Genomic DNA, 13,901 nt, shown 5'->3' with positions numbered 1-13,901 from the left:
TCATGATCCCAAAACATCATTGATATCTGTCATCCTGCCAAAGAACGGATCTTCCACCTTCAAAGATAGAAACGCCTTACTACCTATCCTCACACGATTAATCAACGCCAAGAGGCCTTCGCCTAGATTTTTATTAACCGTCTCAGCATCACCAGGCAATATATCAAGATAATCATCAAAAAATTCTACAATGCCATTTTGAACTTCAGATATACAATTAATGTTCTCAGCACTTCTAGTTTCATCAGCAAATACAGGATTTCCCATCTTATCAAACTCTAATACCTGTGGATAAGGAGATGTAATTATTGTCTCTAAAATATAATAGTTATCAAACATTACACTTTTATCTTTTTCTGCATCATCATAAAACGGCTCGACTTTAACTCCTTTGTTCTTCATAGAGCTAGGTTCCAATTGTATAAAATAAAAACCTTTAAAATTCATCCCTAATATTCGTTGCAGATATAATTGGACGGTTCCCTTTGCCACAAAGTCAAATAATGCCGTCTTTGTATTTTTCAATCCAGATTTATCTGCATAACGACAATAGTTTATTCTTTGTTGCTTTGCTTTATTAACTATAGTTTCTACACGATTTTTCTCAGATATATTTGCGTTAGATAATCCAAAACGAACGAACATCTCTTTATCTTTATTACCGAAAAAATTCATTCTGTCTACACTGGCTATATCCGTTTCACCTTCGATTCCAGCACGAATTGCTGCTATTCTTGAAGTCAAAAAATATATCGACTTCGTAACATCATCTATACGTCTATACAACTTTCCAATCAAATACCCATCACGTGAGCAGAAAAGAATTTGTGTATAATCTTCATTCTTTATCTTATTTTTTATCCAAAAAACAAATTCTGAAATAATCGGAGCGAAGAACGCATATCCTATATCCCTATCATTATCGACAGAAAAAGAATTATATCCAAACTGAAATGGATTATTGAATAACCTAGCTATAAACAAGCCTGCGATAACATGATCTGATATATCATCATTAAAACATACATTATCGTTACATAGTAAATCAAAAAGATCACTACCACTGTATATCCGAAATGTCGTTATTCCAAACTTAGAAGGCTCTACCACATCGGCAATTTCATCATCACCGACATGAAGCACTTGCTTACCTTCAACTTTTGATTTCAATTTTTCATACAAACCAGTTGTCTTTGATTTATGCTCCTCACATGAAACCAGCAGATACGAATAGCCTTGTAATTTATATCTATTTAACAGTTTTTCTATTTTTTCCTTTGAATAGTATGTATCCGTTACAATCGCAACATTTTTCCCTTGGCTAACAATATCACAAAACTTCGCGCACATACTTTTTCTAGGAATCATTGTTTGGAAATCAATCTGCCACTCTAGCTCAGCTAATTCTTCGGCAGAAATAAAGCTCCCGCCAACCAGGCTCAACACTCTACCATATATTTCTTCCAATGTAGGCGCATTATTTCTTGATAGTTCTTTTTCAGCGAACAATCTCAATCTGATAAAATCAGGAATAATAATGCCGCGCTTTCTTAACTTTATATCAAGTAACGGAAAAACATCTGTATAACTATACACTTTGCGCATCACAAGTGTATCAAACAAATCAAAACTAACGACGTCACATTTTTCGATTTTTTCATCCAAAGCAGCTGATGTTTTGGCATAATCGTACCCGATGACACAATGATTCTTATTCGAAGATAATAAATCATTGCCTCTGATGTCGAACAGCTTAATATGATTAGCGATGCAACTAGCAGAAATTCGTTTAGCAATAGCTTTGCATGATCCCGGTCTAGCAATGACTAATATCATTGGTACATTACCATCTATTACATCCTGCATAGTAATTATCGGATAACCGAACATTTCTCCATCTTCTAGATATCCATCTAATAGTCCAACAATGGATATTTTATTTTTCCATTCAGATATGAATTTAGATGTTTCATCCCCCAAACCGTAAATAACTATTGGTGATTTTAAACAATCATATATATTAGCTGGAATTCCCCCCATAGATATCCTCCCATGCATTTCAACCACTAATCATCTCTTCAACCATCTTTAACAATCTATCAGAAAAAACTTTTTTTGAAAAAAACTTTTCATAAATTTCTCTACTTCTACCTCCCACTTCTAATACCTCATCCCTATTTTCTATGGCATAAATCATCTTATCTTTTAATTCATCAACATTCTCTGATGTAAATATCCAGCCATCCAAGCCATCAGTAATATACTCCGCGACACCAGCTGAACTAGAAACTATACTTGGTATGTCACGAATCATAGCCTCTATGACTACAATTGACAAACTTTCTATTCGTGATGGACATACAACCACATCAATGTTTTTATACATATCATTCAATTTCTCCGGACTCATTTCTCCCAGAAAATGAACTTTACTATTCTCTGCCACCTTCAATTTCTGTGCAAAACACGAACTATTATCACCAATAATCAAAAACTCTACATCATCATAGAAATCCTGAATTTCCTGTATTGCTTCGATAAAAAGATCTTGTCCCTTCCACGGTCGAACATATCCGATTGTAGCAAAAGTAAATTTCCCTCTCAGTTTACGATTAACTTGTTCCACATCATCAACATAAACAGGAAAGATATTAATCGTAATCTTTGGATTATATCGCAAGCATGCACGTTTAGCAACTTCACTAACAGCCAAAATAATCATATTGTCCTGAGAAATATTTTTTAGAATATCTATATCCAGACCTTCGTAAAAAAAAGCTGGTTCATGTAGCCACCATATAGTAGGAATATCACCACAACGCTTCGCCAAGAACCGATAAAAATGGATTGTATTACAAATTATTAATCTTGCCCCTGATAACCACTCTATTTGCTCCATCGATAAGACAGAAATATTCTCATCAATAATAACATCTATACCCCTATCGTTTAGTATTTGCCTGCAATAACCATCCTCACTAGTCGCTACAATTACATCGTAAGTAGCTGCCAAAACACTAGCCACATTAACTACAGCCATACTAGCACCGTTAATATATAGATCATTAGAAAATATCACCATTTTACCAGCCGCATTATAATCAACGTCCCTGCTATCATGTAATTCTACATGATTTTTCTTATAAATCCTGACAGGTTTTACATCCAAATCACGTTGAAATAGATATAAATCGTTTTGATTATATATCTGTTTGGGATTGACGCCAAGTGATACCAGCTGTTCACGCATTTCCTTATCATGAATACTTAAGATAACAATAAATTCGTATTTAAGACAAATAGCAGATTGGGGGCTCATCACTGGATAGCCATCTAACAATGTCCCCTGTTTATGACTATCATTATCTATCAAGGCAATAATCTGATAATGATTTAACCATTTACAATACCTTTGATAATAGTCACCTGTACCAAATATTAAAATCCGTTTTGAACATTGCATATCTTAATCCCTCAATAATCTATGCTTCTTCAAGTACTCATAACTAGCATCTGGCAGTAATTCTTTCAAGGTGACTATATCACCATTCTTTATAGCAGAACGTACCGTCGTTGCGGATATCGGATTGTTTTCATTTTGCAATCTGTCAATTTCTATCAATTCGATGCCAAAATCAGCTAAATGCATCTTCATTGTTTCATTATATTGACGAGTCACATTATCCAATGGTTCTGTGCCAACAAAGCGCTTCTTAATCCTAAAGAATGGCGCAATATAAGCACCGAAAATATTCACATCACTAATTGGCGATATTTTTTCATCTTGAATGTCATCTTTGTTGAAATATTCCGCAAACGTGTAGCTAGAAATCATCAGCATTCCCGAGGGAAGGACTTTAACATTATTGAATTTTTTGCAATTCTCGATAGCAATTGCCACCCTATCTTTAAATGAAAAAAAAGACTTATCTTCCTCCACAACAAAAACATATAAAAATTCAACTTGTTTCCTTGCCTGTTCCACCAAATATAAATGTCCTTTAGTAAACGGATTGCAATTCATCACAATCGCGCCTGTATTTTGAAATGGCATGCGTTCTTTGGCAACTCTTTCGATATAACTTTGTAAAGATTTGGCGATAAAATTCTCCTTAGAATCGATTACCTTATTGCAAACAGGAGGAATCATATCCTCCGCATTTTCCCGTTCATCAAAATCTATTATGTCAAGCAGAAATTTAGCAACCATACGATTTCCATCTTTATTTATATGATACCATTCATTATCTTTAAAGCACTTCACATTTTCATATTCAGCAAAAGCATCTTTTATATCAAACCGTCTATTTCTGTCTTTTAAATATGGTAATGATCTAGCTAAAGTACTGTCTTTATCAAAAAAAACTAATATGTCACCAGCTAAAGGCTTTATATTTAAAACCCGATGAAATGTGTTAATTGCGGAAACTATAACATCCGAATTACTTCCACAACTATAATTCAAAAAACGTATTCTTTTCCCTTGCTCATTTAATTTAGCTTGCATGATACTTTCTATCGTATCTTCATCCCTGGTATATGAACCTAACGTTATGCATGCTCCTAACATATAACATGTATTTATAAATTTTTGGGGTACATTACATGTTCTACGAATCCCCCCCACCACATGATAACCATCTATATCCCTATCAGATAAGTACCAACCTGGAATGCCATTTTGCATAATTACAGGATTTCTACCACGTTCATACATATAAAAATCATGCGCATCACCACGCATGTGTTCTGGAGAGTCTCCACCTTCAATATTAATATAATAGTAGCGAATATCATTCTCCTCTAGCCATTCAAATACCATTATGCTTAACCAAGCAAAATATAGCTCGAAGATATCCACCGCAATACAATCTCTCCCTACAATTGTATCGCTATCATATAATATTATGCTCTTTTCTCCTGTTTTTTTATCAATATATTCTTTATACGCATTTTTAAAATCAGACAACTGCTTTGATTCCCCATGTATAACGGGCGTCCATTCTAAAAAAAATCCTTCGACATATGATTTAGGAAATATATCCCAGAGCAAGCGAACCCCCAGCCTATACTTCTCCCTTCTATTTGACATCAATCTCACCTCTTTCATAAATGGAGGTCAAATGCCTGTAATACTCTTTCAGCACTTTTATCATCGCGAAATTTATGGAACACATGATATAAATCACTGCGAAGTTTTGCACCAGAATCAATATTTGAAGCGACCTCTTTAATATATTGCTTCATATCATCTACATTATATAATTTCAAACCTGGTAGCCAATTTTCAATATCACCCCAATGAAATGTGCGGCTTTCTGCAAAAGCTTCACAATCATCCATCAAAAATGCAATAGGACGATTCAATACTAAATAATCAATCGCTACCGACGAAAAATCACTGATTAAAGCATCAGCATTTCCCAACAGTGATGAAATCTGTATATCTTTTTCCGCCAAAAAATCATTATCCAGAACTACAAAATTTGTCAAATCTTTTATTGCTTCATTATCTTGCACATTTTTCTCCGAAGGATGCAGCTTTAATACCATAACCATATCAAGAGTAGTTAAAAGATCATTCAATTCTTTCAGCTGTTCGTTTTTAGTAAAAAAAGGCAACCCCGTTTCGTTAGCCAGCTTGACATCAGTTACAATCTCTGACGCTCTCCACGTAGGAAGCCAAAAAATATATTTTTGGGCAACAGGCACCGACAGAATTTTTCTCCACGCTTGCAATGGATGAAATGATTCGTCATTTTTCGGTTGCCCAGTTACCACCATCTGATCTTTGCGAAGTCCATAAAGCTTAGCATGTATAGAAGCATACGTTTCACTAGTTACCGTCATGTAATCATAACGTTTCTCATCAACAATCTTCGCCCTATCCCCCTTGAACCCACTGCCATGCCATAACTGAACTCTTACTTGGTCTGGACGTGCATTGCGCATAAATATTGGTGTCTGCGCAATAAAAAAAAATTTTGCCAAACATATATAATAATAATATAATGAACGTTTTACTTCATCTTCCGTATCTGCCCACAAATACGAAATAAATTTTACATTCGGTACATCTCTATATTTTTCCTGATACTTTTCTGGATCACATACCAGCCACACAAGCTCATATTTCTTATTATAGCCGTTACAGAGCATATACTCAAACAAAGCACGCGGATTGTCTGAAAATTCCCATCCAGCCATGTAATGCGATGCTGGCCCAGCACTGCGAAACACTACAATATCATGCAATGCATTCTTTTTATATTTATGACGATAATATAAATCATACGAAATTTCACGATCAGCATAAAAATATATTTCCTTAAATTTTTGCTTCAATATTTCAATATTTTTTAACTTATCAAATATTTCTTTATAATAACCGCTTAAAATTAAGCAAATCGCATCATCTGGTAATTCTTTCAACTCATCATAAGAGTGAATAACAACTTCATGCCCATTGAACAACCTCTTCCCTTGTTGCAAGGGACGATCATCATATATCCCACGTACTCTGTTCAGAATATTTCGTTCTTTTATAAGTTCATTCAAATAAAAATTTGAAAAATTTATAATAAATACACCAGACTTCGTTATTTTTTTATAAATCTCATCATGTATTTGAATTAATCGCATAATGTCATTCACCTTTATCACGAATCTACTGATACAAATTTCTCAATATTTCTACTGTGTGTAACAACCCACGTTTTGCATCGAAAAGCCCTCTCCATCCCAGCGCGTAAAGCGCACTCGCATCTAACGATGAATTCTGCATAGGATTAAATCCTTTTTTCTCTGCAACATCAGCCATTTCTCGTCGCAAAGAACATCTTCCAACCTCTGCCAAAATTCTCGCTAATTCTTTAATGCTGATAACAGATTGTTTGTTTGAAACATTATATGCTTGCATTGGAGTTCCCCAAAGCAATACCTTTAATATAGCTGTCACGCAGTCCAAGACATAACAATAACTTCTGATCTGTTCGCCATCGCTTTTCATAATGATATTTTCTCCCCTTGCAGCTGCATAAGCCCACATGGAAGAAACCCTATTATCCGACGCCTGTGCCGTAGGGCCATATATGTGTCCAGGTCTAACAATTACAGAATCGATGCCCCATTCTGCCCCATAGGAAACACATAAAGTCTCAGTCGCACGTTTTCCTAGCGCATACGAGCTGCGTGGCTGCAAGATATCTACGTATCCATAATCATCGATATCAAATGGACTATTGTGGCTTGCACGTCCATAAACTTCTGAGCTGGATATATAAAGAACTCGTTTTACATGGTGCTGTTTGGCATACTCTAACAAACAGTAAGTTCCCATAAAGTTGCCCACCATTGTTTCCACCGGCTCGGTCATAATCTTATTTGGAGAGGCATTTCCAGCACCATGAATAATGTAATCACAAACAACATCTTCCTGCAACCCTTCAGACACCGCATCATAACTTACTATTTCAAACCATTTTCTATCTATCAGTGAAGCAAATCTTGCTTCGCTAGATGCTTGATTCCTACCAGCTGCCAAGATGTTGATTTTTTTTTCATGTGTATCATTCCAACGTGCCAAAGCTTCAATCAAGGCGGAGCATATGAGTCCCGTACTCCCTGTAACCAACACGCTAGATCCCGCTAAGTCCGTAAGTTCTGGCATTATATCCAGGACTTCATCGATATCCTCTAGCCATTGTTCATTATTGTAAAGTTCCATATTATCCCTTCAACCAATCAGACCGCTTAGCCATCAAAAGTGCTTTGAAAATATCAATATCCTCTATCGTCGTCAACTTGATATTTTTCTCAGAACCTCGCGAGAAATAAACTCGTTCTCCCATCTCTACCTTCAATGTACAAGAAGCCACCGAATTAGTAATCCCCGCCTCTAAAGCCCTTCGATGCAAATCACAAATTTCACCAAGCTTAAAAGCCTGTGGGGTTTGAGTACGTTTCAGATTATCACGAGGATATAATGAGGATGAATCAACTCCATCTTCTGTACAAAGCATGGCTTCCGCGCATGGAATAACCGTTATCGCATTACCATATTCCCTGCATACTCGGATATTATCCGATATTATTTCCGATGAAACCATAGGTCTTATTGCATCATGAATCAACACTATATCCTCTTTATCACAGTGTTTTTCTAATTCAAATAGACCATTACGAATAGAGTCCTGCCCTTTCTCTCCCCCTTTCACTACATACTTCAGCTTATTTATATTAAACTGTTTAGCATATGCCCACAGAACATGGTCCCATCCATTCAAACATACCACTGCGATCGCATCGATCTCCGGATGTTTCTCAAAAACCTCCAATGTATAAACAATGACCGGCCGCTCATTAACCGTAAGAAATTGTTTAGGTATATCTTGTTTCATACGATTCCCAGAACCGCCAGCAATAAGCAGCGCTATATTTGCCATAACATTCACCTTATATCCTATCAAACGAAATTATCAATTCTTTATCAATCCTTCGTCTACAGCAGCTAAAACATCGGAAACTGAAATTTGATTTATGCAGTGAGCTCTACGCTTGTAACATGTCGCGCCACACCCCGGAAGAGCCTTTTTCGGCCTTACAACAAATGATTTATTCCCCCAAGCTCTATACCGGTCAGGAGAGGAATATTCTAAAGGATCACCCTCCTGCGCATGACAAATAATTTCCACAGTAGACAACCCCACAGCAGCAGCAATATGTTTCAACCCAGTATCCGCGCCTATGTAAAGTCGACAACGTCGTAATATTTCTGTAACCTCACACAAGCTTGTCGCACCACATATGTTCAACAAATTGTTGCAATTTACCATATCGGTTATTTTATCACATACACTCCTCGCTTCTGTTCCTCCCAACAATACGAAAAACAGATTATCATATTTCTCATTAAGCCTTCTGATTAATTCAGCATATTTTTTCCAGTCCCACATTCTTGCACCATCTAAAGCATGTGCGACTACAGCGATTACAGAATATTTTTCCAGATGATTTTCTTCAAAGAATTGATTGGCGAATTTCTTGTCTTCATCTCTTGTCCATATCTCCAATTTTTTTGATTTCACATTACCACCTAAAGTAGTAATAATCGATAAGGCCCTTTCTACATCATGCATTATAGTTTTAGATTTTATGGGCATTGACAAAAAATAATCATATCCTCTATTGCAAAATTCTTTGTGCAACATATTATGCTCAGAAAAACCTATCCGTAAACCAGCATTAGAAAAAACAGCTAAAAACAACCCTTCTATGTCTATATTATGCCATCCTGTTAAAAAAACCACTTCGTATTTAATTGAGCGAAGATACTTATCTGCAAAACATTTACTTCTTATTATACTATCTTCAGTATCAACCCCTGCATATTCTTTTTTGTCACAAACAATTACGTTATTTATATACGGGCACAATTTCATAAATTGTGCAGATGATGGCTGGGCCACGATATCGATTCTCGTTTTCGCCCCCACATTATATCGCAATTCTCGTATAAAAGGAATATTTATGATAACATCACCTATTCTGTCCATACATACTATTAATATATTTTTCCATTTATGTATAGCATCATCCATATAGGATCTTTGGGCAAAGAAGTTTTTATACTTATCAATACATTGGGGCAACAACTGGTGATTACACCAATACATATGTCCATATTCGTATGCATCAAAAGAGACGATTCCATCATGAATATCTTTTAGTTTTTGTAATATAAATTTGTGATGCTCTACTCCCAACGCTAATATAATTCCTGCATTATTTCGATTTACATCTGTAATATCCAAAACATCTATATTACAGATTTTTTTTGGATTATTTTTCTTATCTGACACTAGAAATCCTGAAACGTATTTATCTAAACCTCCATGTCTTCTCAAAAAAACTAACACATTCTTGCCGATAAAGCCAGCCCCATAAATATAAATAAAATCATACGACCAAATAAGTTTTTTTATTTTTTCGACAATCATCTCTTCTAATTTGACATAGTCTTCCAACTCATATCGAATATAACCATTTCTTTTCACTATCACAGATCTCCTACAAGCTCAACAAGACAAGTCATTTTCATCTTCTAGCCAGTTTCCAAAAGTTATCATACTGATTCTGCGTCCTTGGAAATGTCTGAATTATAAAACAGCATATGAGGTTCATTTTTCGAAAGCGTTGCACATGGCTTGACAATCCATCCCATACTTTTCTCCCTTATAGTGCCGCAGTAATAACACTAATCATTTCACAGATCATTTCATCAGTCAAACCAGGATATACCCCTACCCAAAAACTATTATTCATAACATAATCAGTAACAGAAAGGCTACCTACAACTCTATAATCCTTGCCTTCAGACAAATTTTGAAAAGCTGGATGACGTATAATGTTCCCTGCGAAGAGATTTCTAGTTTGAATATTATGGTCTTCAATAAATCTCACTATTTCATTTCTTGATTTCTTACACTCTTGCCGGACAGTCATGATGAAACCAAACCAACATGGTTTTGAACCATCATCTTTCTCTGGAAGGATCAACACATCTGACATCTTTTCAAGTCCAGCGCGTAGCTTTTCCCAATTTTCTTGTCGCCGCTTGACAAAATCAGGCAACTTATCCAGCTGAGCACAGCCTATAGCCGCTTGCATATCCGTAACCTTCAAATTATAGCCAATATGCGAATATACGTACTTATGATCATACCCTTTGGGCAACGTACCAAACTGTCCATCAAAACGATGTCCACAAAGATTGTCCTGCCCGCCGCTGCAAACGCATTCACGTCCCCAGTCGCGCATAGAACGCACAATCTTGTTTAGCAAAGGATTGGAAGTATAGACTGCTCCCCCCTCACCCATAGTCATCTGATGTGCTGGATAGAAACTGCTGGTACCTATGTCACCTACAGTACCTGTCATGCGGAGCTCACCATCAATCTCAATAGTGCCTCCCAGCGCATCACAATTATCTTCCAACAACCAAAGGTCATTTTTCTTGCAAAAAGCTGATATAGCCTTGAGGTCAAAAATATTCCCCAGACTGTGGGCCAGAAATACAGCTTTGGTCTTTTCAGACAAAGCATTTTCCAAAAGCGACACATCCGCATTATATGAAGGTATCTCGATATCAATAAATACTGGTACTGCACCACATTGCAGTATAGGTGCTACTGTAGTGGGGAAGGCCGCCGCCACAGTTATTACTTCATCGCCTTTTTTCAGCCTGCGCTCCCCCAATAAGGGCGACGTCAGAGCTGCTACAGCCAGGAGATTTGCAGATGAGCCAGAATTCACCAGTGCGCAGAAAGGCACCCCCAGATAATCTGCCAGCCTTTTCTCGAACTCTCTGGTATATTTGCCAGCTGTCAGCCAGAACTCGAGTGATGAATCAACCAAATTGACCAACTCATGCTCATCGTACACCCTGCCTGCATAATTAATTCTATCACCAGATTTAAATTCCTTCTCCTGGTAATTCTCTCTGTAGTATTTCTTGACTGCGTCAAGAATTTTTTCTTTAGTCATTGCTCTCCTCCTCACAGTCAAAGCATATAGCGGCAATCTATGACAAGTTTATCTCCCCACTGAGGAATTTCCCTAAATTCTTCCCAAGCCGTCAAGATAGCCACTTTATCAGAAGCAGCATATACTGCCTGCGCCGACGGCAAAAAATCGATATCCAGCTCAGGATAGTACTTTGCAAACTCGTCCATGGCCACAGGATCATACGCCTTGATATTTTTATAGCCCATCTTGATAAGCTCGCGGATAATACGCGCAGCAGGAGTATCACGGACATCATCTGACTCAGGCTTGAATGAAAGCCCCATTATGCCAATGACAGCATCATGATAAGATTTTCCTGCTATATTTTGGGCCATAGCAGCTGGCCGGTTGTCATTAATTGCGATGACATTTTTCAAAATCTGCGGCTCAAACCCCTTTTCACGGGACTGCGCCAAAAGTGCATTGGTATCCTTAGGCAAACAGTAACCACCATAGCCGCATCCCGGATACACATATGATGCCATTGTACCACCGTTCCAACGCTTGTCCATGTGCAAGATATGAAAAGCGTCTGCTACGTCAATGCCGCCTATCGTCTCTGCCACCTGAGCCATTTCATTAGAATAGCTAATCATGGTGGCCAGGAGTGTATTAGAAAGATATTTTATAAACTCACCGGTGGAAGAAGATACGCATTTGATAGGCACCCCCATCGGTTTATAAAGCGCAATAAGCATAGCTTGAGCTTTCTTGTCTTCCGAGCCAAGCACGATGCGATCTGCTCCCAGAAAATCTTCCCAGCAATGCCCCTCCCTCAGGAATTCTGGATTATTGGCTACGCCAAAGCGCTCTGACGTACCTCCCTTACTTCGTACATAAGGCAAGATTTTCTCTGCGGTAGTAGAGGGGGGAATAGTTGATTTTGTAACCAGTACCCGATATTTCTCATCATGAACGGCCTGAAGAGTAGAATCCACTGCAGAAAAAAGATACTTCAAATCTGCGCTGCCGTCCCTACCATATGGAGTTCCCACACAATAGAAAACAAAATCACTGTCTTTCACTGCCGTTTCAACATCATCAGTCACAAAGAATCTGTTGCCTAAGTTATCTTTAAGCACATCTTCCATTTCTGGCTCCATAAAAGGAAGCTGCCCCTTCCTAAGGATACTTTTCCGCTCCGCATCAACATCAATACCATAAACCTTATAGCCAAGATGAGCGAATCCTAACGCCGTCGTAAGCCCCACAAACCCCAAACCAAATACTGTTACCATATAAGATTTTCCTCCGGACTTTCCTTGATAAATCTTAGGAACCTCTTTACACCTTCCTCCACATATATTGAAGGCTCATAGGAGAGTATGTTTCTTGCCTTTTCGATTACTGGGCAACGACGCTGGGGATTGTTGGTAAGATACTCAGCATCTTCAGACACCGCATACCTCACTTCTCCCTCATAACCGAATATCGCCCTTCCTGCTTCCTTGTAAATTCTGGCCAGTTCTGCCACAGAAATCTCAGGCTTGTCAATACCGATATTAAAATAATCATATTTTCCATGCAGAAGTATTTTCAGATATCCAGTTACCGAATCGGCAATATAGCAGAAAGTTCTGCTGGGCGCTCCATTGGAAAGGATAACTATATCCTTTCCCTCCCGCACATTCTTGGCAAAATCCGCAGGGACACGCTTATCATTCAGTTTCATACCAGGACCATAGTTATTGAAAGGACGTACAACACCTATAGGCATTTTGTATTCCTGAGCAAAGAGCCTACACATGGTTTCCCCAAAACGCTTAGACTCATCATAGCAAGCCCTAGGGCCAGTAGCACTTACATTACCATTATACTCCTCAGATGTAGGCACTGCCTCCGGCACTGGATCTCCATACAATTCGCTGGAAGAGAAAAAAAGAAAACCTGCTATATCTTTATCTTTATAGAAATCAAAAAGTCGGCGCAGCCCCCAGATATTTGCATCTATTGTTTCTATGGGATGCAGGCGATAAAAAGTAGGCGAAGCTATAGAAGCCATATGGATGATATAATTCGCTTCATTTGCTTCCGGTATATCTTCCAGCCTGTCCTTGATAATATCAAACTTCTTGATGATGAAATCCTGGTCGGCAGCTATTTCCCTCAGCCACTTCGGCTCTCCCAACATGAAATTATCCAAGCAAATCACTTTTTTTATTTTCAGTTCCTCTTTGAATTGATAAAAGAAATGGGTAAAATAATACCCTATAAATCCGGCACTACCAGTAATCAGCACCGTACCACCACTTAACCTCTCTTTTTCATTCTTTGATAAGCATCTAAAGGTATGATCCAAATCTTGTTTAAGCTGCTCTGTAAGCATGGAATCCCAT

At 37.6% G+C, this 13,901-nt stretch carries 10 protein-coding genes; all 10 read right to left on the bottom strand.

The window, feature by feature from the left end; translation table 11 throughout:
• The 10 genes from BM181_RS03130 to BM181_RS03085 all read right to left on the bottom strand — a co-directional run bounded on the left by BM181_RS03130 (window position 1) and on the right by BM181_RS03085 (window position 13,891).
• Window positions 1-2,040 carry a hypothetical protein gene (locus BM181_RS03130; protein ID WP_075442373.1) on the bottom strand — a complete coding sequence of 680 codons (2,040 nt, stop codon included), beginning with the start codon at window positions 2,038-2,040 and terminating at the stop codon, window positions 1-3.
• A 19-nt stretch (window positions 2,041-2,059) separates the two neighbouring features.
• A complete protein-coding gene (locus BM181_RS03125) occupies window positions 2,060-3,463 on the bottom strand; it encodes a glycosyltransferase family 4 protein (RefSeq protein ID WP_075442372.1) in 1,404 nt (467 codons plus the stop codon).
• A gap of 3 nt (window positions 3,464-3,466) precedes the next feature.
• Entirely contained in the window at window positions 3,467-5,092 is a 1,626-nt protein-coding gene (locus BM181_RS03120; RefSeq protein WP_075442371.1) for an adenylyltransferase/cytidyltransferase family protein, read from the bottom strand.
• A gap of 14 nt (window positions 5,093-5,106) precedes the next feature.
• Complete coding sequence (locus BM181_RS03115) at window positions 5,107-6,642, bottom strand: CDP-glycerol glycerophosphotransferase family protein (protein ID WP_075442370.1); 1,536 nt, start codon at window positions 6,640-6,642, stop codon at window positions 5,107-5,109.
• Between the two features lie 25 nt (window positions 6,643-6,667).
• Window positions 6,668-7,726: an NAD-dependent epimerase/dehydratase family protein gene (locus tag BM181_RS03110; RefSeq protein WP_075442369.1), complete on the bottom strand. Its 1,059-nt coding sequence runs from the start codon at window positions 7,724-7,726 to the stop codon at window positions 6,668-6,670.
• A 1-nt stretch (window position 7,727) separates the two neighbouring features.
• Complete coding sequence (locus tag BM181_RS03105) at window positions 7,728-8,444, bottom strand: IspD/TarI family cytidylyltransferase (RefSeq protein ID WP_075442368.1); 717 nt, start codon at window positions 8,442-8,444, stop codon at window positions 7,728-7,730.
• 33 nt (window positions 8,445-8,477) lie between these two features.
• Complete coding sequence (locus BM181_RS03100) at window positions 8,478-10,055, bottom strand: glycosyltransferase family 9 protein (protein WP_075442367.1); 1,578 nt, start codon at window positions 10,053-10,055, stop codon at window positions 8,478-8,480.
• A gap of 178 nt (window positions 10,056-10,233) precedes the next feature.
• On the bottom strand, window positions 10,234-11,544 hold the full coding sequence (rfbH, locus tag BM181_RS03095) for a lipopolysaccharide biosynthesis protein RfbH (RefSeq protein ID WP_075442366.1): 1,311 nt from the start codon (window positions 11,542-11,544) through the stop codon (window positions 10,234-10,236).
• A 17-nt stretch (window positions 11,545-11,561) separates the two neighbouring features.
• Window positions 11,562-12,803 carry a UDP-glucose dehydrogenase family protein gene (locus BM181_RS03090; RefSeq protein WP_075442365.1) on the bottom strand — a complete coding sequence of 414 codons (1,242 nt, stop codon included), beginning with the start codon at window positions 12,801-12,803 and terminating at the stop codon, window positions 11,562-11,564.
• Window positions 12,797-13,891 carry an NAD-dependent epimerase/dehydratase family protein gene (locus BM181_RS03085; RefSeq protein ID WP_075442364.1) on the bottom strand — a complete coding sequence of 365 codons (1,095 nt, stop codon included), beginning with the start codon at window positions 13,889-13,891 and terminating at the stop codon, window positions 12,797-12,799. The genes BM181_RS03090 and BM181_RS03085 overlap by 7 nt, the downstream gene beginning before the upstream one ends.
• Window positions 13,892-13,901 lie beyond the last annotated feature (10 nt).

It is taken from the genome of Pseudoselenomonas ruminantium, assembly GCF_900113715.1.
GTDB lineage: Bacteria > Bacillota > Negativicutes > Selenomonadales > Selenomonadaceae > Selenomonas_A > Selenomonas_A caprae.
This window is presented reverse-complemented; position numbering and strand designations above follow the sequence as displayed.